Below are 24,268 nucleotides of genomic sequence, written 5' to 3'. Positions count from 1 at the left end.
CATCCGATCTCAGCGCTGCGCTTCGGTCGCCATCTTCAAAGCCAGCGCCGTCAGCACCGTGCCCATCATCCAGCGCTGGACGACCAGCCAGAACGGCCGTCCGGCGAGGAAGGTGGCGATCGAGCCCGCCGTCACCGCGATGATGGCGTTGACGGTCAGGCTGATCGAGATCTGCGTCACGCCGAGCACCAGAAGCTGCGACAGCACATGGCCCTTGGCCGGGTTGATGAACTGCGGCAAGAGCGACAGATAGAGCACCGCCACCTTCGGATTGAGCAGGTTGGTCATCAGCCCCATGACGAACAGCTTGCGCGGCCTGTCCTTCGGCAGCTCGCGCACCTGGAATGGCGAGCGGCCGCCGGGCCTTAGCGCCTGCCAGGCGAGCCACAGCAGGTAGAGCGCGCCGGCAAAGCGCAGCGCGTCATAGGCATAAGGCACGGCGAAGATCAGCGCGGTGATGCCAAAGGCCGCGGACACCACATAGAACAGGAAGCCCAGCGCCACGCCGCCCAGCGAGATCAGCCCGGCCCTCGGCCCTTGCGACAGCGAGCGCGAGATCAGATAGATCATGTTCGGGCCGGGTGTGAGCACCATGCCGAGGCAGATCAGCGCGAAGGTCAGATGGTCGGCGGCGTCGGGCATGGCTTGATCTCCAGCACCTGCGGCAGAGAAGGTCCGATGCCGGCGGGTACGGACATGTGCCTTGTGCCGCGCACGAGCGCAAGGGACTTGCCGGCGCCGTTCGTTGCGCCAGGGCGGGCAGTGCCGCAGGCTTTGGCAGCCTTTCTACTCACCGACGATCGAGGCTGCCGGACGAGGCGAGGTTATAGGATCGGCATGACGAAGGACGATCTTCCACGCGCCTTTCTCCCGCCGAAATATAGTGGTGGTTCGAAGTGAGATCGGAACAAGCTTGTCGCTGCCGCCGACCTTGGATCGGACCCGCTCGATCTCGATGATGTAACCCAAATCCGTCGTTGCGTACTCGGAAATTCGGTCGAAGCCGATAATCTCTCCGTCTCGGTAGTTGGTAGCGGCACGGTCCATCGTTTCGGCAGCCTTCTTCCATCCTTTTGCCGGCGGGCCGAATGGATTGGCGATGACGACGTCATCCCGTTGTGAGAAGAGACTTTTCAATGGTTCGGGATTGCCCTTGACGAAGGCATCCAGGGCTAAATGATCCTGCTCGATCAGTTTCGCGAGGTCTGACAGCATCTCAGCATCCTCCGATGAAGGGGAAAGAGAATACTATCTGAAATCAAGCCCCTGATCCTGCCTTTTCGCTTCTTGGCGCGCCGGTGTTAGTTTATGTCCCTTACCCCACCACGCGCAAATTCGATAGCTCGTTCGCAATCTCCTTGAAATTGTCGGACAGCGTCGCGCCGGTTGCATTCCAGAAAAGCTTGGCGGGCTTGCTGGGGTCGGCGGGATCCTTGCGGAAGCGGGAGTCGGATGAGCAGGTCTTCAGAGCGTCCATCGCCTGCTTGTCGCCGGCGTCGGTCGCGGACATGTCGAGCGCAACCGTCATCACCATGATGTTGGCCGCCTTGGCGTGGTCGCAGAGCTTGGCCATCTGCTCGTTGAGCGCGTTGGTGTAGTTGCCCGAGGAATAGTTGAACTGGCCGATGTCGCTGGAGGTGCCGCCGAACAGGCGGGTGACCGAGGTGCCTTTGTAGCCGACGCCGGTATAGCCGTAGGCGGCATAGGTCGATTTGTTGCCGGCCGGATCGGAGTTCACCGTCGAATAGGTGTTCTCGCCGTCGGTAAGCACGATGACGACCTTGTCGTTGCCGCGTTCGGTCTCCGGCCGCCCTTCGGTGAACGGCGCCCCGCTGGAAACGGTGCGCCAGCCCCAGGCCATGCCTTCCGGCACGTTGGTGTTGCCGTTGGGCTGCATCAGGTCGACAGCCGCCTTGATGGCCGCCAGCCCGTCCGCAGTGGTGACGTCGGTGAGCGGCGTGACCGGCGTCGTGGTGCAGCTATAGTTGGGACCGGCGCCCGTTGCCAGCACCGGCGCATTGATCGGCCGCGGCATGAAATATTTGGCCATGTTGGATTGGCGCGTCTTGCCGGTGGTGCTCGACGGATCGTCGTTCCACCAGCTGTTGGCGGCGCCGTAGGTCGCGGGGTTCGGCTCGTCGGGATCCTGCGTCACCTTCCAGTGGTTGCCGGGTTCGTCGGGCGCGAACATCGGCACGAACATGGTCGCCGGGTCGCCGACCCCGATGCCGGTGTTGTTCGGCCCGCCGGACGCAGGCGTATCGTCGACATTGTAAGGGTAGGGACGCACTTCGACGCAGCCCTGCCAGCTCGCGAACGGGCCGTAGGTGTCGTTGTAGTCGTATTCGTTGTGGCTTCGCTTGCAGGTGTTGTTGGACCGGTATTCGTCGCAGACGACGCGCTTGCTGCCGACGATGCGCTCGTGGCTGGTGACCACCTTCATGTCGCGATAGAGCGAAAAGCGGGTCAGTGCCTGGCCTTCCTCGGTTCCCCAGCCGGTGCCGTTCTTGTACCAGATGCCGTTGATCTTCTGGGCGTTCTTGTCGGCGGCGTTGAGTGTCGACCAGTCGAAATTCTCGTTGGCGATCGGCGACAGCCCGTAGACATCCATCCAGGAGGCGTTGTCGTTGTCCGGCCCGACATTGACCGAAGCCGCGAAGGGCACCAGGCTGAACTGGACCGGCTTGTCGATCTGCTTGATCTGCGCCGCCTGCTGCGCAAGCGTGTCGACCAACTGCTTGGCGGCCTGTTTGAGCAGGTCGATGCGCTTCTGCCCCGTGCCGGATCCTTTCGTCGACATCGAGCCCGAATTGTCGAGCACCATCGCCACTTCCAGTGTGTTCTTCAAGCGCACCTGTGACTTCATCTCGAGCTCAACGGGCTTTTTCGCGTCGACTTAGTCGACGCCGACGAGCATTGCCGAAGCCGGATAGAAATAGGGATGGTAGGTAAGCGTGGCGCTCATTGTCAGCAAGCCGCCGCCGGCCTGGCTGGTGGGCAGGGTGATGTTGAGCGCTACGTCCGCGGGGTCGATGGTGTTGAGGTTGGCGTTGAAGAAGTCGACCGCATAGGCCTTGATCTGGTCGTCGGTGGCGCCCTCCGCCAACCGCCTCGCGGCGGCAAAATTCGCCGCATCGAGCGCGTTGAGCACCTTCTGTTTCTGACGGTTGAGTTCGGTGAAGTCGACCGCGAGTGCGAGGGCGCCCATCAGCGGCACCATGGCGATCGCCGTCATCAGGGCATAGTTGCCGCGCCGGTCGCGGCAAAAGCGAAGCCAGAATTCGCGCATCTTCGGCAAGCGGTTCTCTTTCGGATCAGCTGACGATGCGCAGGTTCGACAATTCGTTGCCGATCGCCTTGAAGTCGTCCGAAAGCGTGGCGCCGGTCGAGTTCCAGAATAGCTTCGCGGGCTTGCTCGGGTCGGCCGGGTCCCTGCGGAAGCGGGAGTCGGAAGCGCAAGCCTTCAGCGCAGCCATCGCCTTCTTCTCGTCCGCCTTGGTGTCGACCAGGTCGAGCGAGACCGTCATCACCATGATCCCGGCCGCCTTGGCGTTGGCGCACAGCGTCTGCATCTGTTCGTCAAGCGCGGCGGTGTAGTTGCCGTCCGTATAGGTGGTCTTAGGCACCGCGGTGCTCGTATTCATGAACAGGCGCGTGACGCTTGCCAGTGCGGAGTTGACTTTGCCTGTATAGCCATAGGCCGCATAGGTGGAACGGTTGTTGGCGTAACTGGCGTCGCTGATCGCGCTGTAGGTATTGGCGCCGTCGGTCAGCACGATTACGACCTTGTCGTTGCCCTTTTCGTTGTTTGGCCGACCTTCGGTGAAGGGCTCGTTGCTTGAGACTGTCCGCCAGCCCCAGGCGAGCCCCTCGGGTACGTTCGTATTGCCAGTTGGCGCCATAGCATTGATGGCGTCAGTCAGTTGCTGCTTCTGCGCACTCACCGTGACGTCCTTGAGGGGCGTGATTGGACTGGTGGTGCAGGCTGCGTTCGGGCCGTCACCGGCACCGGCCGAAGTCGAACCGTAAGGCTTCACCAGAAAGTACTTCCGCATGTCCGATTGCCGCTGAACCGCGGTTGGGTTTAATGAATAAGGCCAGTCTGCCCACCAATTGTTCTCGTAGCCGTAGCTCAAGCTGCTGACATCATTCGTGCCGTCGCGGTTGAAGTCGCGCCACAGCGTGCCGGGCTCGTCCGGAGCGAACATGGGCACAAAGAGCGTCGCAGGATTGGACGTGGTCGGCGTCGTGTCGTCGTCGTTGTAGGGATAAGGCCTCGCTTCGACGCACCCCTGCCAACTCGCATAGCGGCTGGTAGTGTAGACATATTGCGGGTCAGTCCAATGTCCGTCGGTGCATTTGCCCTTTTTGTTGTACGCGTCGCAGATGTACTGCTTTGAGTTCGGCACCTCTTCGCGACCCGATTCCACGGTCATGTCGGCATAAAGGCTGAAGCGGGTCAGGGGCTCACCCTTGGTATCGCCCCAACCGTCACCGCGTTTGTACCAGGCGCCATTGACCTTCTCGGCGTACTTGTTCGGATCGTTGGCGGCGCTCATCGTCGTCCAGTCGAAATTCTCGTGCTGGACCGGGGAGATACCATCTTGATCCATCCAGCTGTCGCCGTCATGCGTCGGCCCGACATTGACCGAGGCAGAGAACGGAACCAGCGAGAACTGCACTGGCTTGGAGATCTGCTTCATCTGCTGGGCCTGCAGCGCCAGCGTGTCGACCAACTGCTTGGCGGCGGCTTTTAGCAGGTCAATACGCTTCTGCCCGGTTCCCGAGCCCAGGGTCGACATCGATCCGGAATTATCCAGCACGAGCGCCACTTCCAGCGTGTTCTTAAGTCGGATTTCCGACCTCGCCGAAACATTGACTACGTGGTCGCCCGCAGTCCCGCCGAGCAGCATCGCCGCCGCCGGCAGGAAATAGGGGTGATATTTGAGGGACGCCTCCAGGACCAGGGTGCCGCCGCCGGCATTGTTGTTGGGCAGCGTGACGGTCAGCGTCGTGTTGGCCGGAAGCACGTGCCTGAGATTGGCCTCGAAGAACTGCTTGGCGTAGGCCTTCGCGTCCGCGTCGCTCGCTCCGCTGACGATCTGTTGCGCTGTCGCGACCCCAGCAGCATCTAGGGCGTTGAGCGTCTCCTGCTTCTCTCTAACCATTTCCGTAAAATCGACGGCCAGTGCCACGGCACCCATCAGCGGCACCATCGTGATGACTGTCAACAGGGCGTAGTTGCCCCGCTTGTCGCCTATAAATCTGCCGATCATTGCGCTCAGCCCCCGCAAAAGACCCATACCGGTATACGACCATGGTCCTAGTTCGGTGCTACCATGGTCATAGATCCTTAAATTTCAGCTTGCCCGAAACGTTCAAGCACGCACCGCCATTTTGACGGCGTGTTAACCCTGCGCTTCCGAACGGGCGTGGTCGCGGCTCGTCCCGGCGGCGATGGCGAAAGCTGGTGACAGGATGGAGCGCTTCGGTTATGCGGGACCGGCCGTGGCGGCCTCCGAACCAAAAGGATGGCTGTCGCGGCTTTGCCTAGACCAGTCTCAGGATAACGGCATGGCGGACTCGCCAAACATCATCGCTTCGCTCACCGATCTGACGGAAAACTACGCGGCCATCCTGTGCGACGTGTGGGGCGTGGTGCACAATGGCGAATGGCACTTCCCCGTCGCCGCGGAGGCGCTTGCCCGGGCGCGCGCGGCAAAAGTGCCGGTGGTGCTGATCACCAATTCGCCGCGGCGCAGCGCCGACGTCGTTGCGCAGATGCATGCGATCGGCGTTCCGGCTGAAGCCTACGACCGTGTCGTCACCTCGGGCGACGTCACGCGCGACTTGATCGCCGAGGGTCCGAGGAAGATCTTCCACATCGGGCCCGAGCGCGACTTCACCCTCTATGACGGCTTGGACGTCGAACTCGTGGAGGAATTCGAAGCCTCCGGCGTCGTCTGCACCGGGTTCTATGACGACGAGGTGGAGAAGCCCGCCGAATACGCGGAACTGCTGCAGCGGCTGCGTGCCCGCAACCTGCCCTTCATCTGCGCCAACCCCGACATCCTGGTCGAGCGCGGCGAGCGCACCATCTGGTGTGCCGGCGCGCTGGCGCGCGACTACGCGCAGCTTGGCGGCCGCACGCTGATCGCCGGCAAGCCTTTCGCGCCGATCTACAACCTCGCCATGAAGGAGGTCGCCGGGCTGCTCGGCCACGCGGCCGAGCGCAAACAGGTTCTCGCCATCGGCGATGGCATGATGACCGACGTCAAGGGTGCCGCCGACAACGGGTTCGACGTGCTCTATGTCTCGGGCGGGATTCATGCGCGCGACTATGGCGACCCGCTGCGGCCGGATCCCGAAAGGCTGGCGGATTTCCTCACGACGCACGGTTATCGCCCGGTCGCCGTCATCCCGCGGCTGCAATAGGCGGGAAGCCGGACCATGACGGGCGCCCCGACATCACGCAGGTCGACATGACGCACGATTTCCAACGCATTTCGGCGGTCACGCCGTTGCCCGGGCATCTGCGCGGCGGCGTCGTGGCGATCGGCAATTTCGACGGCGTCCACCGCGGCCATCTGTCGGTGCTGGAACGGGCGCTGGCCGAAGCCGGCCGCCGCCGCGTGCCGGCCCTGGTGCTCACCTTCGAGCCGCACCCGCGCAAGGTGTTCAGGCCGGACGTGCCGCTCTTCGTGCTGACGCCGCCGCCGATGAAGGCGCGGCTCCTGGCCAGGCTCGGCTTTGCCGCCCTCGTCGAGCAGCCGTTCACGCGCGACTTCGCCTCGCTCTCGGCCGAGGCATTCGTGACCGATGTGCTGGAAATCAGGCTGGGCGTCAGCCATGCCGTCACCGGTTTCGACTTCCACTTCGGCAAGGACCGCCAGGGCGGCCCGGCTTTCCTGATGGCGGCCGGCGAGCGCCACGGCTTCGGCGTCACGCTGGTCGACGCCTTCCGCGACGAAGGTGCCGAGGTCGTCTCGTCCAGCCGCATCCGCGCCCTGCTTTGCGAAGGCAAGGTCGGGGAAGCAGCCGGCCTGCTCGGCTATCGCTTCACCGTCGAGAGCGAGGTGATCGCCGGCCAGCAGCTCGGCCGCACGCTTGGCTTTCCGACCGCCAATATGAAGCTTTCGCCGGAAGCCACTCTGAAGGAAGGCATTTACGCCGTCCGCTTGCGCCGCGCCGATGGCACGCTCCATGACGGCGTCGCCAGCTTCGGCCGCCGGCCGACCGTCGACGATAACGGCGCGCCGCTGCTCGAAACCTATGTCTTCGACTTCTCCGGCGATCTCTACGGCGAGATCTGCCAGGTGTCGTTCTTCGGCTATCTGCGCCCCGAGCTCAAATTCGATGGGCTCGATGCGCTGGTCGCGCAGATGAAGCGCGACGAGGCCGAGGCGAGGGCGCTGCTCGCAGGTGTGCGTCCGCTATCGGAGCTGGACGCCGCCATCTGTTTCTGAGGTCTGGAAGGCGCGGTGGCGAAGAGAAGCGTCAAAGCGCCTGCGTCCGGCTAGCAGATTGCAAACCTTGGCGATTGGCGAAACGCCCTCTCATGTCGTCATCCCAGGGTCTTCGCGACGGAGCTTCTGCTTCGCCTGGGATGACGATGTTGGGCAGGCTTCGGCCGATCGCGAAGGTCGAGTAACCTACCGCTTGAGCGCCAGCCCGGTGGCAATGAAGCTCCAGCCTTGGAAGACCAGGTCGACGGCCAGGAACATGCCGAGCGCCCACAGGCTGTTGACCGGCCAGCCCATGGCGATGATCAGGCCAAGCAGGATGGTGATGATCGCGGCTGCCAGCAGCCATCCCCAGCCTTGCTGCGGCCGGTGGTTCCAGGCGACCCAGGCCCTCAGCAGCCCGGAAGCAATGAGGGCGACGGCGAGCAGAAACGTCAGCACCGCCGAGGCGAGCAGCGGGTTGTAGAAGGCGAAAAAGCCGGCGACGGCATAGAGCAGGCCACTGAGCAACCAGTAGAAGAAGCGCCCCCAGGTCTTGACGCCGAAAGCATGGATGATCTCGATGACGCCCGCCATCAGCATCAGCCAGCCGACGACATAGACCGAAGCGACGGTGGCGATGAAGAGATTGCCGAAGGCGATGCCGCCGAAAATCAGCAGCAGCACGCCGAGCGCCACGAACCATCCCCATTTGTCGCGCGTGCGTCCGATCGCGTCTTCCAGGGTATTGCCTTGCAAGCTCATGGCTTCGTCTCCCTGCAGAGTTCGCCGCGCATCCTGCGGTTGAAGGAAGGTAATCCCGATGTGATCACCCGTCCAGCGCGGTGGCTATTGCCAAGATGCACCGAAGCTGGTGTCATTTGACTTTGCGCAATGGAGGTACGGCGATGAAGCGATCCTATGGGCTCGCCCTGTTTTCCTCGGCTCTCGCCCTGTCCACTGTCGCTTCGCCTCCCGCCTTCGCGGCGCAGCCCGGCGATCCGCCGGACGGCATCGCCAAGATAGAGACGGTGGTCGTCATCTTCGCCGAGAACCGCGCCTTCGATAATCTCTATGGCCATTTTCCGGGTGCCGAGGGCATCGACAAGGCGAGCAAGGAAAGCTTGCAGCAGCGCGACCGTGACGGCTCGGTCCTGTCAGAGCTGCCGCCGGTCTGGGACGGGCTGACCGCCAAGGGCGTCACGCCGCCGGTGACGCAGGCAATGACCGAGCATCTTCCGAACGAACCGTTCACGGTGAACGACCCGAAAGGGTTCAACGTGCCGCTCAGCGTCGTGACGCATGATCTGTGGCATCGCTTTTACCAGAACCAGATGCAGATCAACGGAGGCAAGAACGACATGTTCGTCGCCTGGGCCGATTCAGGCGCCATGCCGATGAGCAACTGGGACGCCTCCAAGACCGATATGTGGGCCATTGCGCAAAAATACGTGCTCGCCGACCATTTCTTCATGGGCGGCTTCGGCGGCTCCTTCTTCAATCACCAGTGGCTGATCTGCGCCTGCGCGCCGTACTACGCGAATGCCGACAAGAGCCCGGCCAAGCCGTCGATCGCGGTGACGGACGCCAGCGGCACAGCGCTGAAGATCGCCGACAATTCGCCGAAATCGGCGCGCGACGGGATCCCGAAATTCGTCTCCGACGGCAACCTGACGCCGGATTTCTACGCGGTGAACACCATGCAGCCGCCATACCAGCCGAGCGGCAACGATCCGGCGCCCGGCGGCGATCGGCTGCTCGCGGATCCTAGCAAGCCCACCACGCTGCCGCCGCAGACGGAACCGACTATCGGCGACATGCTCAGCCTCAAGCACATAAACTGGGCGTGGTATTCCGGAGCCTGGCAGTACACGCTCGACCACGGCAACAAAACACCGATCCCGAACTTCCAATATCATCATCAGCCGTTCAACTATTACGCCAATTACGCTCCGGGCACCGAGGCCAGGCGCGAACATCTGCGCGACGCCGGGTTGGCTGGCGCGAGCTTCATCCAGGCCATCGATGACGGCGCCCTGCCGCAGGTCTCTTTCTATAAGCCGCAGGGCAATCTCAACGAGCACTCCGGCTATGCCGACATCCAGGCCGGCGACCGCCATATCGCCGATGTCGTGGCTCATCTGGAAAAGAGCCCGCAATGGCCGCACATGCTGGTCGTCGTCACCTATGATGAGAACGGCGGCATCTGGGATCACGTCGCACCGCCCAAGGGCGACCGCTGGGGACCGGGCACGCGCATTCCCGCGATCATCATTTCGCCCTTCGCCAAGCACGGCTATGTCGATCATACCCCTTATGACACGACGTCGATCCTGCGCTTCATCACCGAGCGTTTCGAATTGCCGGTCCTGCACGGCATCGTGGTTCGCGACAAGGCCGTAGCCGCGCATGGCGAGCCGCCGCTCGGCGATCTTACCGGCGGGCTTGACCTGAATTGAGGGCGCGTTTTCGGAGGACCAACATGGACGCCGACCGGATCGTCGCGCTGGTCACGGCTGCCGGCATCGAGCTCACCGACCGGCGCCGCAACGCCAAAGGTGATGGTTGGTCGCTTAGCTTCTCCAGCGGCGCCACCGTTGAGGTGGGTGACGACGGATCGGCACGCGTCGCGGGGAAGGGCTCGAAGGCCGTGGCCAAGCTGCTGGACATGTCGCACGCGCCGCGCGGCAGCTGAGCCGGGCGGCCGATCTCCATGCTGGCGGTCCGCGCCGTCTCTGTTACGGATCTTAAGTCAAAATTTACCGCACTGACGCCATGCCTTCTGCGCTGCCCGGTGTTCCTGCCGGCCTGTTTCGCGTAAGGGTTGACGATGCGTATTGTCGGGACGATTCCGCTGGTTCTTGCCTCTGGCCTGATGGCCGTCACCTCTGCCCAGGCCGGCGAGGGGAGCTGGATTTCCGGCGACTGGTACCTGACGCTCGGCGCCACCGGTCTCGTTGCCCCGAATTTCGAGGGCGGCAAGAAATATATGCTGAGCGCCCAGCCCATCATCTCGCTCGGCAAGGCAGGGCCGGAAGCGCGTTTCACCTCGCGCAACGACAACATCTCGCTGGCGCTGATCGACGACGGCAGCGTGCGCGCCGGCTTGACCGGCAAGTTCCTGTTCTCGCGTTCCAGCAAGGACGAATTGCAAGGCCTCGACCCGGTGCGCTGGGGCGGCGAGGTCGGCGGCTTCTTCGAATTCTATCCGCTGGATTGGGTACGGGCTCGGGCGGAGCTCAGACACGGCATCCGCGCCCATAACGGCTTCGTCGCCGACATCGCGGCGGACGCCTTCTACGACGTCACCCCGATCGTCCGCATTTCCGGCGGCCCCCGTGTCTCCTTCGCCTCGGCCGGTTATTTCGACGCCTATTACGGCGTCAACGCCACGGAAGCTGCGGCCTCGGGCCTCAGCGAATACCATCCGGGCGGCGGGCTGAAGTCGACCGGGCTCGGCGGCGCGATCACCTGGAAAGTGACCGAGCCGATGACGGCCAGCGTCTTCACCGAATATTCCCGCCTGATGGGGCCGGCGGCCGATTCCAGTCTGGTCAAGGAGCGCGGCGACCGCGATCAGTGGACCGTTGGCGTGTCGACCACCTACCGTTTCAATTTCTCGATGTAAGTCAAAATACAGGCGCTTTGGCTTGAAATCCGCGCTTTATTCCTGCCGCGGCATCCGCTAAAAGCCACGCCATGACGAGCTTTTCGCGCCTTTTTGCGATCGCGATACGAATTACGGGCCCGGTGTTCCGGGTGGCCTGAGCGCCGCCGGAGCCGCCGGGACTTTTGCGCGCGGCCCCCTCGCGCTTTTTCCAGATGATGATAGTTCAACGCCCGAGCTCTTTTGCCAACGGGCAATGCACATGGCAGACCAATGACCGACACCCCCGTGACCGATACTGCTGAAACCATCGACTATTCCAAAACGCTTTACCTGCCGCAGACCAATTTCCCGATGCGCGCCGGCCTGCCCGAGAAGGAGCCCGGCCTGGTCAGGCGCTGGCAGGACATGGAGCTTTACCGCAAGCTGCGCGATGAAGCCGCCGGCCGAGAGAAATTCGTGCTGCATGACGGGCCGCCCTATGCCAATGGCAACATCCATATCGGCCACGCCCTCAACAAGATCCTCAAGGACGTCATCAACCGCTCCTTCCAGATGCGCGGCTACGACGCCAATTACGTGCCTGGCTGGGACTGCCATGGCCTGCCGATCGAGTGGAAGATCGAGGAACAGTACCGGGCCAAGGGCAAGAACAAGGACGAGGTGCCGGTCAACGAGTTCCGCAGGGAATGCCGCGATTTCGCCGCCCATTGGATCAATGTGCAGGGCGACGAGTTCCAGCGGCTCGGCGTCATCGGAGATTTCGACAATCCCTATACGACCATGGCCTATCACGCCGAAGCGCGGATTGCCGGCGAGCTTTTGAAATTCGCCATATCCGGCCAGCTCTATCGCGGCTCGAAGCCGGTGATGTGGAGCGTGGTCGAGCGCACCGCGCTCGCCGAGGCCGAGGTCGAATACCAGGACTATGAGAGCGACACGATCTGGGCGAAGTTCCCGGTGGCGAGCCTTGCCCGGCCGGTCGATGCCGCCGATGCCGCGCCGGCGCTGAATGGGACGGCACTCGACCTGCTGGAGGCGCATGTCGTCATCTGGACGACGACGCCCTGGACGCTGCCCGGCAATCGCGCTGTCAGCTTTTCGCCGCGCATCGCCTATGGCCTCTACGAAGTGACCGCGGCCGAGAACAGCTTCGGGCCGCAGCCCGGCGAGAAGCTGATCTTCGCCGACGCGCTGGCGGAGGACGCCGCTTCCAAAGCCAAGGTCACCTTGAACCGGCTTCACAACGTCTCCCCTGAACAGCTTGCAAGTCTTACGCTTTCGCATCCTTTCAGAGGACTGGGCGGCGGCTACGAGTTCCCCGTGCCGATGATCGCCGGCGAGCACGTCACCGACGATGCCGGCACCGGCTTCGTGCACACCGCGCCCAGCCACGGCCGCGAGGACTTCGATGCCTGGATGGATGCGGTGGCCGAACTCATCAAGCGCGGCGTCGACACCTCGATCCCGTTCCCGGTCGACGATGCCGGCTTCTTCACCAAGGACGCGCCGGGCTTCGGCCCGGACCGCGAGGGCGGCCCCGCGCGCGTCATCGACGACAACGGCAAGAAGGGGAACGCGAACCAGGCGGTGATCGAGGAACTGATCAAGCGCAACGCGCTGTTCGCGCGCGGCCGGCTGAAGCACAGCTATCCGCATTCCTGGCGCTCGAAGAAGCCCGTCATCTTCCGCAACACGCCGCAATGGTTCGTCTATATGGACAAGGACCTCGGCGACGGCACGACGCTGCGCAGCCGCGCGCTGCAGGCGATCGACGACACGCGCTTCGTGCCGGCGGCCGGCCAGAACCGCATCCGCGCCATGATCGAGGAGCGCCCCGACTGGGTGCTGTCGCGCCAGCGTGCCTGGGGCGTGCCGATCGCCGTCTTCGCCGATGCCGACGGCAATGTGCTGAAGGACGAGGCGGTGAACCAGCGCATCATGGACGCCTTCGAGCAGGAGGGCGCCGACGCATGGTTCGCGCCGGGCGCCAAGGAGCGCTTCCTCGGCAACCACGACGCCTCGAAATGGCACCAGGTGACGGACATCCTCGACGTCTGGTTCGATTCCGGCTCGACGCATGTCTTCACGCTGGAGGATCGGCCCGACCTCAAATGGCCGGCCGACGTCTATCTCGAAGGCTCCGACCAGCATCGCGGCTGGTTCCACTCCTCGCTGCTCGAAAGCTGCGGGACGAGGGGCAGGGCGCCTTACGAGACGGTCATCACCCATGGCTTCACCATGGACGAGGAAGGCCGCAAGATGTCGAAGTCGCTCGGCAACACGGTCGTGCCGCAGGACGTGATAAAACAGTCCGGCGCCGATATCCTGCGGCTCTGGGTGGTGACGACCGACTACTGGGAAGACCAGCGGCTCGGCAAGAACGTGCTGCAGACCAATATCGACGCCTACCGCAAGCTGAGGAACACCATTCGCTGGATGCTGGGCACGCTCGCCCATGACGATGGCGAGGACGTGCCGCTGGACAAGATGCCGGAGCTGGAGCGGCTGATGCTGCACCGGCTGTCCGAACTCGACGAGGCGGTGCGCCAGGGCTACGACGCCTTCGAGTTCAAGCGCATCACCCGCGCGCTGCTCGACTTCATGGTGGTGGAGCTTTCGGCCTTCTATTTCGACATCCGCAAGGACGCGCTCTACTGCGACGCGCCGTCCAGCTTGCGCCGCAAGGCGGCAGTGCAGGTCGTGCGCCATCTCTTCGAATGCCTGGTGAAGTGGCTGGCACCGATGCTGCCTTTCACGATGGAAGAGGCCTGGCTCGACCGTCACCCCGAAGCCGCCTCGGTGCATCTCGACCAGTTCCCGGCCATTCCGGATAACTGGAGGAACGAGGCGCTGGCCGAGAAATGGCGCAAGGTCCGGCAGGTGCGCCGCGTCGTCACCGGCGCGCTTGAGATCGCGCGCGCCGATAAACTGATCGGCTCCTCGCTGGAAGCCGTGCCGGTGGTCACCATCGACGATGCGGCGCTGGAAGCAGCCATCGCCGATGTCGACATGGCCGAGATGGCGATCACCAGCGATCTGGTCATCAGCCATGGCAAGGCGCCGCAAGGCGCTTTCACGCTGGATGACGTCAAGGGCGTCGCGGTCGTCGTCGAGAAGGCCCAGGATCGCGGTCTGGTCAAATGCGCGCGCTCCTGGCGCTACACGGCCGATGTCGGGCAGGATCCGGAATTTCACGATGTCTCGGCCCGCGATGCTGCCGTGCTGCGTGAACTGAGGGCGCTCGGGCGTTTGTAGGTGCATGTCGCCCAAGAGTGCGCAGCGGTTTTGGGCTAACGATATGCACCCATGAAATAAGTGCAAAAGTGCCACGCCGGGCGGCGCAAATTCGCCCGCGCGTTGCCCTTGACAAGTGGTTGAGGTAAACACGCGACACTCCGGCAGACAAATTGTCGCCGGATTTCCATCGCAAACGCGGGGAAGAAGGGGACCGCGCCCCTGTGGCCGGTGGCGACCGAAAGGCTTTAAAGTGGGACTTTTTGGCATGACCGAAAGAACGTTTGCGCGCGCCGCGCTGCTGGCGCCGCTTGTGGCATCGGCCATAGCCATGTCGGGCTGCGTCGGCTCTCCGACCTACGGAACCGACAAGACCGCCGCCGAGCAACTCGCCGACGACGTTTCGGGCGCCATCGCGATCACGCCGAAGCGCCGCGATCCTATCGACTATAAGCCGCGCCCGGACCTGGTGAAGCCTGCGCCGGGACAGAAGGAAACTCTGCCGCCACCGCAGGAAAGCATCCAGACGGCGAGCGCCGACTGGCCCGAATCGCCCGAGGCGCGCCGCGCCCGCATTCGCGCCGACGCGACCGCCCACCAGAACGACCCGAACTACCAGCCGGAAGCGGTCGAGGACGTTCAGACCGACCCGGTGGCGGTGAAGAAGGCTTTGGCCGATTCTGCATCCAGCCATCCGCCGCGCTGGTCGCCGGACGATTCCAGCGCGACCCGAACCGCCGAGATCCAGCGCCGCCTCGCGGAGCAGAAGCAGGGCAATCCCAATGTCCGCAAGTATTTGAGCGAGCCGCCGCTTGCCTATCGTCAGGCCGCCGACACCGCGCCGCAAAACGAGCTCGGCGAGGACGAGTACAAGAAGGAGCGCCGGCTCAAGGCGCAGGCGGAAGGCAAGAAGGGCGGCGGCTGGTTCGACTGGCTGGGGCTGTAAGTGGCGAATAGCGAGTTACGAATAGGTCTCTGTTGCTCACTACTCACGACCTGCTTCTTTGCTACTCACTGCTTGCGTCAACCACTCACCATTCACTGCCATTCCGCCTCTCGCGAAAGAACTCCTTCAGGATGAGGGCCGCTTCGCTTTCGCCCAAGCCGGAATAGACGTCCGGCGCGTGGTGGCAGGTGGGCGAGGCGAAGAAGCGCACGCCGTTGACCACCGCACCGCCCTTCTCGTCGGCCGCGCCGAAATAGAGCCGGCGGAGTCTCGCGAACGAAATGGCGCCGGCGCACATGGCGCAGGGCTCGAGCGTCACATAGAGATCGTGACCGGTAAGCCGCTCGCTGGCGAGTTGCCGGCAGGCTTCGCGGATCGCCAGCATTTCGGCATGCGCAGTCGGATCGGCCAGCTCGCGCGTGCGGTTGCCGGCCTTGGCCACGACAATGTTGCCGTTGGCGATCACCGCGCCGACCGGCACTTCGCCCCGGCTTGCGGCCGCTTCGGCTTCCTTGAGCGCCAAAGCCATGAAATCCGGCCGCTTCACGCGCTTTGCATTCCGATTACTCCTCGCCACCCGACGGTGATCCTGTTATCTAGCGCGTGACCCTGAAAACCGGAATCGGTTTTTGCCGCGCTGCTGCATGCGCAAATCAAGATGACACTGCCCTGCATAACGCGTCCGACCGGGCGCGTACGCCGCGGCAGTCCAAGAAGAGCAAGATCCATATGGACGACGACAAGAAATCATCACGCAAAGGGCCGGGCAAAGGCGGATCGAAACCGACGCCGCGCGGCGACAAGCCGTTCCGCCAGGGAGCGCGTTCGCAGGGCAAGCCCTTCGAGAAGCGCGATGGCGCGCGCAAGCCTTACACGCAGCGTGACGACAGGCCGATGGCCGCCGATGGCGAGCGCCCCGCGCGCGATTTCAAGCGCAGCTACAAGCCGCGCGCCGTCGAGGGCGCGGAACGCGGAGAACGAGCGTTCCGCAAAGGACCGCGCCCCGAGGGAAAGCCGTTCGAAAAACGCGATGGCGCCCGCAAGCCCTATACGCCACGTGGCGATCGGCCAGCGGCCGCGGAAGGCGAGCGCCGCGATTTCAAACGCAGCTACAAGCCTCGTGACGGGGGCGAAGGTGGAGAGCGTGGCGAACGACCGTTCCGCAAAGGTCCGCCGCGCGACGGCAAACCCTTCGACAAGCGCGAAGGGCGCAAGCCCTACACGCCGCGCGGCGACCGGCCGATGGCCGCCGAAGGCGAACGCGCCGAACGGCGCTTCGATCGCCCCAAGCGCGACTTCGGCGATCGGCCTAAGCGGGATTTCGGCGATCGGCCCAAGCGCGACTTGGCCGACCGGCCGCAGCGCGAAGACGGAGGCGACTTCGCGCAGCGCCCGAAGCGGGATTTCGCCGATCGAGCGCCGCGCGACAGCGCCGCGAGAAAGCCGGAAGGCGGCTTCAAGCCGCGCCCGCGGCCCTCAGAAGCAGCGCCGGAGGCCGGCGAGCGCATCGCCAAGCGGCTGGCGCGCGCCGGCATCGCCTCGCGCCGCGACGCCGAGGAACTCATCGCCGCCGGCCGCGTCAAGGTCAACGGCAAGGTGCTGTCGTCGCCGGCCCTCAACGTCATGCCCGACGACGTCATCCATCTCGACGGCACGGAGATCCCGCCGATCGAGCGCACAAGGCTGTTCCTGTTCCACAAGCCGGCAGGCGTGGTCACCACCAACCGCGATCCCGAAGGCCGCAAGACCGTCTTCGACGTGCTGCCGGCCGATCTGCCGCGGCTGATGACCGTGGGCCGCCTCGACATCAACACCGAAGGGCTGCTGCTGCTGACCAATGACGGCGGGCTGTCGCGGGTGCTCGAACTGCCGGCCACCGGATGGCTGCGGCGCTATCGCGTGCGCGTCCACGGCAAGGTCGAGGAGAGCAAGCTCACCGCCCTGCGCGACGGCATTGCCGTCGACGGCGTCTTCTACGGCTCGGTCGAGGCCTCGCTCGACCGCGAGCAGGGCAGCAATGCCTGGCTGACGATCGGCCTGCGCGAAGGCAAGAACCGCGAGGTCAAGAACATCCTCGGCGCGTTGGGGCTGGAGGTGACGCGGCTGATCCGCATCTCCTACGGGCCGTTCCAGCTCAACGAGCTGCCCGAGGGCCACGTGCTGGAAATCAAGGGCCGCACGCTGCGCGAGCAGCTCGGCGAGCGGCTGGTTGAAGAGTCCGGCGCCAATTTCGACGCCGAGATCCAAAAACCGTTCTCCAACAAGCCGGTGCGACGCAGCGAGCCGCGCCGCGATGAGGACGAGCGGCCGAAATTCACGCGCGAGGGCGACCGCCGGCCGATCGGCGAGGGCGGGCTGATCAAGGCCCGCAAGCGCCGTGAGGGCAGCCGCGACGAGGCGCTGAGCAAGCTTTCGACGAAGCCCGAGCGAGCCTTCGGCGAACGCGGTCCCCAGTCTCGCTTCGACAAGTCTGGCTTCGACAAATCCGAGCGCGGCTTCGGTAAGTCCGAGCGCGGCTTCGGCGGCAAGGCCGGCGGCAAGAAAGGCGAACCGCGGCCGATCGAACCGCCCGGCCAGCGCAAGGCCAATGTCTGGATGGCGCCGGGCGCGCGTCCCATCGGCAAGGGCAGGGCGGAGGCCGACGCCGCGAAGGCCGCGGAAGCGAAGGCGCGGAAGGCGTCGTTCAGGCCGGGCGGCAAGGGCACGCCGTTCGGCAAGCCAAGAGACGATCGGCCGGAGGGAAGCGGCGGCGACAGGCCGCGCGGTCCGAAGGGGCCGAGGGGTGGCAATGCGGATCGTCGGCGGTGAGTTTCGCGGGCGTCCGCTGGCGACGCCGCGTTCCAATGCCATCCGTCCGACCACCGATCGCACCCGCGAGGCGGTGTTCAACGTGCTTGCGCATCGCTATGCCGAAAAGCTCGAAGGCGGCCGTGTGCTCGATCTCTTCGCCGGCACCGGCGCGCTCGGGCTGGAGGCGCTGTCGCGCGGCGCCCCCTACTGCGTCTTCATCGAGGAATCGGCGGAAGGGCGCGGGCTGATCCGCGACAATGTCGAGGCCTTCGGGCTCACCGGGCGGACCAAAATCTTCCGCCGCGACGCGACCCATTTGGGCGAAGCCGGCACGCTGTCGCCCTTCGGCCTGGTCTTTGCCGACCCGCCCTATGGCAAGGGCCTCGGCGAGCGCGCGCTGCGCTCGGCAAAAGCCGGCGGCTGGCTCCTGCCCGGCGCGCTCTGCGTGGTCGAGGAGGCGGCGTCCGCGCCGTTCGAACCGGGCGCCGGTTTTTCCGTGGTGGACGAGCGCGGCTATGGCGACACGGTGATCCGGTTTGTCGAGGTGGGGTGAGGGGCACGTCCCTTCTCCCGCAAGGGAAAGGAAATGACGCACGCGCCTCGAAAATGACGAACAAATCACTTTGCCTCGCCATGGAACCTTTTCTATCGTCGCGCGACCGAAACCGGAGCATTTGATGACATTGAACACCAGAGGCCTGCGCGCAGCATTCCTTGCCGGCGCGCTGGCGTTCGCGGCGCAGGCTCCGGCACGCGCCGCCGACGAAGCCGCGGTCAAGGATTTCCTGCTCGAGAACGGCCTGGAAGTCGTCGTCATTCCGGACCATCGCGCCCCGATCGTCACTCATATGGTATGGTACAAGATCGGCAGCGCCGACGAGCCGCCCGGCAAATCCGGCATCGCGCATTTCTTTGAGCATCTGATGTTCAAGGCTACGAGCAACCACGCAGCCGGCGAGTTCGACCGCGCCGTGGCCGACATCGGCGGCTCGAACAACGCCTTCACCTCCTACGACTACACCGCCTTCCATGAGACGGTGCCGCCTTCGGCGCTCGAGGAGATGATGGGGTTCGAGGCCGACCGCATGCGCAACCTCGTCCTCACCGACGATGTCATCAAGACCGAGCGCGACGTTATCCTGGAAGAGCGCCGCTCGCGCATCGACAACGATCCGCAGGCAGTGCTGGACGAGGAGGTCGACGCGACGCTCTGGCAGAACCAGCCCTACCGCATTCCGGTGATCGGCTGGATGCAGGAGATGGAGCAATTGAACCGCGAGGATGCCAAGGCGTTCTACGACACCTTCTACCGGCCGAACAACGCCGTGGTGATCGTCGCCGGCGACGTCGATCCGGACGCGGTGAAGGCAATGGCCGAAAGGACTTACGGAAAGGTGGCGCGCGGGCCGGACCTGCGGCCGCGCATCCGCCCGGTCGAGCCGGAGCAGAACACCAAGCGCACCGTGACGCTGACCGATGCGCGCGTCTCGGTGCCGAGCTTTTCCACGCAATGGGTGGTGCCGTCCTATCACACCGCCAAGCCCGGCGAGGCGGAGGCGCTCGATCTCCTGGCCGAAATCCTGGGCGGCGACAACCGCAGCCGCCTCTACCAGCAGCTGGTGGTGAAGCAGGGCATCGCCTCCGGGACCGGCGCGTTCTTTCAGGGCACCATGCTCGACGCCACCAACTTCACCGTCTATGGCTCGCCGCGCGGCGACGCCAAGCTTTCCGATGTCGAAGCGGCGGTCGATGCCGAGGTCGCGCGCATTGCCAAGGACGGCGTGACCGGTGACGAGCTGGAGCGGGCCAAGACCCGCTATGTCCGTTCGATGGTCTTTGCTCGCGACAAGCAGGACGACATGGCCAATATGTACGGCTCGACGCTCGCCACCGGCGGCAACGTGAAGGATGTCGAGGAATGGCCCGACCGCATCCGCAAGGTCACTGCCGCAGAGGTCAAGGCCGCGGCCGCCCGCTACCTGGTGCTCGACCGCTCGACGACCGGCTATCTCCTGCCGCAACAACAGGCGGGGAATTGATGATGAGCATGGAACGCGGACGAATGGGCGCTTCTTCCCTTCTCCCCTTGTGGGGTCCGAAGGACGGGGCGCGACCCGTGGCTCGCCCCCGGGCGGTGGACGCGAAGCGGCCGGATGAGGGGCGCCCCAGCTGGGCGATATGCTCCTCCGTCTCGGCGCTGTGCGCCGATCCAGCTTCTCCCACAAAGGGAGAAGGTGGGGTCTACCGTATCGTCGCAACCCTCTGCTTTGCCCTATTCTTCCTGCTCTTGCCGGCGCTGGCCGCCCACGCGGAGATGAACATCCAGGAGGTGAAGTCGAAGAAAGGCATCACCGCCTGGCTGGTGGAAGACCATTCGATCCCGCTGGTTGCCATCCGCTTCGTCTTCGACGGCGGCACCGCGCAGGACCCTGCCGGCAAGGAAGGTCTGGTCAATCTGATGAGCGGCCTGTTCGACGAGGGCGCCGGCGACCTCGACAGCGAGGCCTTCCAGTCGAAGCTGGACGACGCCGGCGCCGAGATGAGTTTTCAGGCTGCACGCGACGGCCTTTATGGCTCGATGCGCATGCTGTCCGATCAAAAGGACGAGGCGTTCGGCCTGCTGAAGCTGGCGGTGAACAGCCCGCGCTTCGACCAGGCGCCGATCGACCGCATCCGCGCCCAGATGCTTTCGGGCATTCTCGCCAATGAGCGCGACCCCAACACGATCGCCCAGCAGCGCTGGCTGCGCGCGATCTATGGCAAGCATCCCTATGCGCGGCCGGATGAGGGGACGAAGGAGAGCCTGGCCACCATAACGGCCGCCGACCTCAAGGCCTTTCGCAAAGCGAGTTTCGCGCGCGCCGGCCTGCATGTGGCGGTGGTGGGCGACATCGACGCCGCCACGCTCTCCGGCAAGCTGGACGAGGTGTTCGGCGACCTGTCGCAGACGCAGACGCTGGCCCAGGTGGCGGACGTGTCGCTGAAGCTCGGCCAGCAGCTGGAAGTGAACTACGATCTGCCGCAGACCTCGCTGCAGCTTGCCTGGCCCGGCGTCAAACGGAGCGATCCCGATTTTTACGCGGCCGTGCTGATGAACGAGATCCTCGGCGGCTCGACTTTCACGTCGCGGCTTTACGAGGAGGTGCGCGAGAAGCGCGGCCTTGCCTATAGCGTCAGCTCCGATCTCGTCGATCACGAGCATTCCAACGCGCTGCTGGTCACGACGGCGACGCGTTCCGACCGCGCCGCCGAGACGCTCGCCATTGTGCGTCAGGTGGTGAAGGAGATGGCCGAGAACGGCCCGACCGAGGAGGAGCTCGCGGCGACCAAGAAATACATGATCGGCGCCTACGCCATCAACAATCTCGACTCCTCCAGTTCCATTGCCGCGACGCTGGTCGAGCTGCAGCTCGACGATCTCGGCATCGACTACATCAGGCGCCGCGCCGCGCTGATCGATGCGGTGACGCTTGCAGACGTCAAGGCGGCGGCAAGGAAGCTTCTGTCGGCCGACCCGGCGATAATGGTGATCGGACCGCCGCTGGTGCAGGTGGCGGGAGCCCGCAAGGGATGAGCCCGACCTTCGCGGTTGCCTTCGGCGGCGGCGGCGCGCGCGGGCTGGCGCACATTCACGCCATCGAGGCGTTGGACGAGCTAGGGATCAAACCGGTGGCGATCGCCGGCTCCTCGATCGGCGCCATCATGGGCGCCGGCATGGCCGCCGGCATGCGAGGGGCGGAGATCCACGAGTACAGCCGCTTGATCCTCGGCAGCCGCGCCGAGGTGGCCGCGCGCATGTGGCGCTCGCGGCCGGGCACGATCGCCGAGGCCATGCAGGGCGGCATCCGCGTCGGCCAGTTCAATATCGAGCGCATCCTGAAGGCCTTCCTGCCTGACGCCATTCCGGCGACCTTCGAAGAGCTGAAGATTCCGCTCAAGGTGACGGCGACCGACTATTTCGGCCACAAGCTCGCGGTGTTCTCGCAGGGCGATTTGCAATCGGCGCTGGCGGCCTCGGCCGCCATTCCGGCGGTGTTCCGCCCGGTGATGCGCGACGACCGATTGCTGATCGATGGCGGCATCTACAACCCGGTGCCGTTCGACCTGGTCGAGAAGGATGCCGACATCATCATCGCCATCGACGTGGTCGGGGCGCCGAGCGACGTCGAACGCAAGCATCCGACCACGGTCGACCTCATGTATGGCGCCACGCAGCTGATGATGCAGTCGATCATCGCCAACAAGCTGCGGCAGCACCCGCCGGATATTCTTATCCGCCCGGCCGTCTCGAAATACCGCGTGCTCGATTTCCTGAAGATCGAGACGCTGATGGCCGACACCGTCGAGATCAAGGACGAGCTGAAGCGCGCCGTCGAGAAGGCGGTCGCCGAGCGCGACGGCAAGCTCGGCAAGGCGGTGTGAGCGGTGGGACAGGCCTGATCCGCTACGTGGAAGACGAATTTCTATTTGCCCGTGCGATGCAGTTTTATCCACCCTGTGCGTACAAGTACGCATTTTGTCATTAACTCTTCTTCGAATTCGACATTGACGCGCGCTGCGGTAGAGTTAATAATATCCTAATATATAGGGTAGCGCGAATTACCTCCCGACCGGCAACAACGAGTACGGCGCTACTGGGGTAGGGGAAAAGCAACGCGGCGATCATCGCCGTCGTAGCCATCACCATCGAGCCACCACCTGTCTGTGAATCGCCTTTTGGGCTGGCCGTTCACGGGCCGGACCGTCGGGTTGCGCCTGGTTGCATGGCACATTCTGATCCTCTCCCCGTAAGACTGGGCGCCGATCCATTCGGCATGGGGTAGTCAGCCGTCTCCGACGGCCAACGAGCAGGCGCGGAGCGCGTCTGCCAGGGGGATGAAAGATGGCCACAACCGTTGGCACGAGCAGCAACGACAATCTGGTTGGCGGCAGCGGAGATGACATTCTGTCCGGGGGCGCCGGAAGCGACCGTCTGAATGGCGGGTCTGGCGCCGACACGCTCGACGGAGGCAGCGGTTTCGATACAGTGCTTGGCGGCTCCGGCGCGGATAAGCTCATTTATCGAGCGTGGGAAAATCAGTACAAGATTGGCGGCCAGGTTTACGGCACGGGCACAACGACCGGGCAAACCACCTTTTCCGGCTACGATGTCTATGATGGCGGCAACGGAAGCGCTGCCAAAGGCACCGCCGAGATCGATACGCTTTTCATCTACCTGAGCAATGACCAGCTCAACAACTCCTCGTTTATGGCGACGCTTAACAGCGAGATCGCTCAGTTTCGCGCTTTTATCACCGCAAATTCGAACACCAATACCGGCCAGGCGGGGCAGGCAGAATTCACCTTCACCAGCATCAATTTGAAAGTCTCCGCGATCGAGCAGGTTTTCGTCGCCCGGGACCCAGGCTCACCTGTCGGAATTGACGACACCAACGCCGCGGATCCGGTGCGCGAGGCCGGTGTCGGCCCGGGAAATACACCTGTAGCGGGCGATCCCACAGCCGCGGGCAACGTGCTGTCCAATGATACGGATGCGGACGATGGCCAGCCGTCCTTGGTTGTCTCGGCGGTCCGGACAGGTCCGGAATCCGGATCTGGAAATGGCGGGACCGTCGGATCTCCGTTGGTGGGCACCTATGGCTCACTGACCTTGAATGCGAACGGAACTTATACCTACACGCTCAACAACGGTGATGTGGACACGAACGCGCTGGCGGACGGGGTCACAGTCACCGAGGTGTTTACATACACCGTCCGTGACCCGCATGGGCTCACGGATACAGCGCAGCTTACCATCACCATCACTGGAACGAATGACATTGTCTCGATCACCAGCGGCGCACAGAACGGTGCGGTCGTTGAGGATGCCAACACGACACCTTCGGCGACTGACTCGCTCAACGCCGCCGGCACGATCACCTTCAACGACGTCGACCTCAGCGATGGCCACACTGCGTCGTTCACGCCGACCGCCGGTGAGACTGCGCTCGGCACCTTCTCGCTTGACCCTGTCAGTGAAGCCGCGAACGCCGCCAACGGCTCGGTGCAATGGCACTACGCCCTCAACAATGGGGCTTCGCAGTATCTCGCTGCCGGCCAGAGCGTGGTCGAGCATTACACCGTAACGGTCAACGACGGCCATGGCTCGGCGGCAACGCAGGTCGTAACCGTGACCATCACCGGCACCAACGACGCGGCGACGGTGAGCTCGGACTCCAAGTCGGTGACCGAAGCCGACACGGCGGC

At 64.2% G+C, this 24,268-nt stretch carries 18 protein-coding genes and 1 pseudogene; 13 read left to right on the top strand and 6 right to left on the bottom strand.

What is annotated here, in order from left to right; translation table 11 throughout:
- Window positions 1–9: 9 nt before the first annotated feature.
- From P9217_RS00095 to P9217_RS00080, 4 genes and pseudogenes are all read right to left on the bottom strand, one after another.
- Window positions 10–642, bottom strand: coding sequence for a LysE family translocator (locus P9217_RS00095; protein ID WP_278086910.1), 633 nt, complete (start codon window positions 640–642; stop codon window positions 10–12).
- A 144-nt stretch (window positions 643–786) separates the two neighbouring features.
- Complete coding sequence (locus P9217_RS00090; RefSeq protein WP_067325104.1) at window positions 787–1,215, bottom strand: nuclear transport factor 2 family protein; 429 nt, start codon at window positions 1,213–1,215, stop codon at window positions 787–789.
- Window positions 1,216–1,315: 100 nt separating this feature from the next.
- Window positions 1,316–3,289, bottom strand: a pseudogene (locus P9217_RS00085) (pilus assembly protein).
- 25 nt (window positions 3,290–3,314) lie between these two features.
- Window positions 3,315–5,276, bottom strand: a complete 1,962-nt coding sequence (locus P9217_RS00080; protein WP_278086912.1) for a pilus assembly protein — start codon at window positions 5,274–5,276, stop codon at window positions 3,315–3,317.
- Between the two features lie 298 nt (window positions 5,277–5,574).
- On the opposite strand from P9217_RS00080, the gene P9217_RS00075 reads away from it, so the two are divergent.
- Together P9217_RS00075 and P9217_RS00070 are read left to right on the top strand one after the other, a co-directional pair.
- A complete protein-coding gene (locus P9217_RS00075) occupies window positions 5,575–6,435 on the top strand; it encodes a TIGR01459 family HAD-type hydrolase (protein ID WP_278086913.1) in 861 nt (286 codons plus the stop codon).
- A 47-nt stretch (window positions 6,436–6,482) separates the two neighbouring features.
- Window positions 6,483–7,466 (top strand): bifunctional riboflavin kinase/FAD synthetase, encoded by a 984-nt coding sequence (locus P9217_RS00070; RefSeq protein WP_127324025.1) that lies wholly within the window; start codon window positions 6,483–6,485, stop codon window positions 7,464–7,466.
- A gap of 186 nt (window positions 7,467–7,652) precedes the next feature.
- Here the strand turns inward: P9217_RS00070 and P9217_RS00065 are convergent, their stop codons facing one another.
- Window positions 7,653–8,207, bottom strand: coding sequence for an HdeD family acid-resistance protein (locus P9217_RS00065; RefSeq protein ID WP_278086914.1), 555 nt, complete (start codon window positions 8,205–8,207; stop codon window positions 7,653–7,655).
- A gap of 143 nt (window positions 8,208–8,350) precedes the next feature.
- On the opposite strand from P9217_RS00065, the gene P9217_RS00060 reads away from it, so the two are divergent.
- The 5 genes from P9217_RS00060 to P9217_RS00040 all read left to right on the top strand — a co-directional run bounded on the left by P9217_RS00060 (window position 8,351) and on the right by P9217_RS00040 (window position 15,232).
- Window positions 8,351–9,901: an acid phosphatase gene (locus P9217_RS00060; RefSeq protein ID WP_278086915.1), complete on the top strand. Its 1,551-nt coding sequence runs from the start codon at window positions 8,351–8,353 to the stop codon at window positions 9,899–9,901.
- Window positions 9,902–9,924: 23 nt separating this feature from the next.
- A complete protein-coding gene (locus tag P9217_RS00055; RefSeq protein ID WP_066996644.1) occupies window positions 9,925–10,137 on the top strand; it encodes a hypothetical protein in 213 nt (70 codons plus the stop codon).
- 135 nt (window positions 10,138–10,272) lie between these two features.
- Entirely contained in the window at window positions 10,273–11,070 is a 798-nt protein-coding gene (locus tag P9217_RS00050) for a MipA/OmpV family protein (protein ID WP_127246854.1), read from the top strand.
- Window positions 11,071–11,322: 252 nt separating this feature from the next.
- Window positions 11,323–14,307, top strand: coding sequence for an isoleucine--tRNA ligase (ileS, locus tag P9217_RS00045; RefSeq protein ID WP_278086916.1), 2,985 nt, complete (start codon window positions 11,323–11,325; stop codon window positions 14,305–14,307).
- Window positions 14,308–14,554: 247 nt separating this feature from the next.
- Window positions 14,555–15,232 carry a hypothetical protein gene (locus P9217_RS00040; protein WP_082953915.1) on the top strand — a complete coding sequence of 226 codons (678 nt, stop codon included), beginning with the start codon at window positions 14,555–14,557 and terminating at the stop codon, window positions 15,230–15,232.
- Window positions 15,233–15,317: 85 nt separating this feature from the next.
- On the opposite strand, the gene P9217_RS00035 is transcribed toward P9217_RS00040, so the two are convergent.
- Complete coding sequence (locus P9217_RS00035) at window positions 15,318–15,779, bottom strand: nucleoside deaminase (protein WP_066996659.1); 462 nt, start codon at window positions 15,777–15,779, stop codon at window positions 15,318–15,320.
- A gap of 182 nt (window positions 15,780–15,961) precedes the next feature.
- On the opposite strand from P9217_RS00035, the gene P9217_RS00030 reads away from it, so the two are divergent.
- The 6 genes from P9217_RS00030 to P9217_RS00005 form a co-directional block, all read left to right on the top strand.
- Window positions 15,962–18,040 (top strand): pseudouridine synthase, encoded by a 2,079-nt coding sequence (locus P9217_RS00030; RefSeq protein WP_278086917.1) that lies wholly within the window; start codon window positions 15,962–15,964, stop codon window positions 18,038–18,040.
- Complete coding sequence (gene rsmD, locus P9217_RS00025) at window positions 18,021–18,575, top strand: 16S rRNA (guanine(966)-N(2))-methyltransferase RsmD (RefSeq protein WP_067325125.1); 555 nt, start codon at window positions 18,021–18,023, stop codon at window positions 18,573–18,575. The genes P9217_RS00030 and rsmD overlap by 20 nt, the downstream gene beginning before the upstream one ends.
- 124 nt (window positions 18,576–18,699) lie before the next feature.
- Window positions 18,700–20,061 carry a pitrilysin family protein gene (locus tag P9217_RS00020; RefSeq protein WP_066996668.1) on the top strand — a complete coding sequence of 454 codons (1,362 nt, stop codon included), beginning with the start codon at window positions 18,700–18,702 and terminating at the stop codon, window positions 20,059–20,061.
- Between the two features lie 158 nt (window positions 20,062–20,219).
- Window positions 20,220–21,596 carry a pitrilysin family protein gene (locus tag P9217_RS00015; RefSeq protein ID WP_336618898.1) on the top strand — a complete coding sequence of 459 codons (1,377 nt, stop codon included), beginning with the start codon at window positions 20,220–20,222 and terminating at the stop codon, window positions 21,594–21,596.
- On the top strand, window positions 21,593–22,444 hold the full coding sequence (locus tag P9217_RS00010; RefSeq protein ID WP_278056249.1) for a patatin-like phospholipase family protein: 852 nt from the start codon (window positions 21,593–21,595) through the stop codon (window positions 22,442–22,444). The genes P9217_RS00015 and P9217_RS00010 overlap by 4 nt, the downstream gene beginning before the upstream one ends.
- Window positions 22,445–22,904: 460 nt before the next feature.
- On the top strand, window positions 22,905–24,268 hold a 1,364-nt coding region (locus P9217_RS00005; RefSeq protein WP_278086918.1), incomplete at its 3' end, for a VCBS domain-containing protein.

It is taken from the genome of Mesorhizobium sp. WSM4989, from assembly GCF_029625795.1.
Taxonomy (GTDB): Bacteria; Pseudomonadota; Alphaproteobacteria; order Rhizobiales; family Rhizobiaceae; genus Mesorhizobium.
This window is presented reverse-complemented; position numbering and strand designations above follow the sequence as displayed.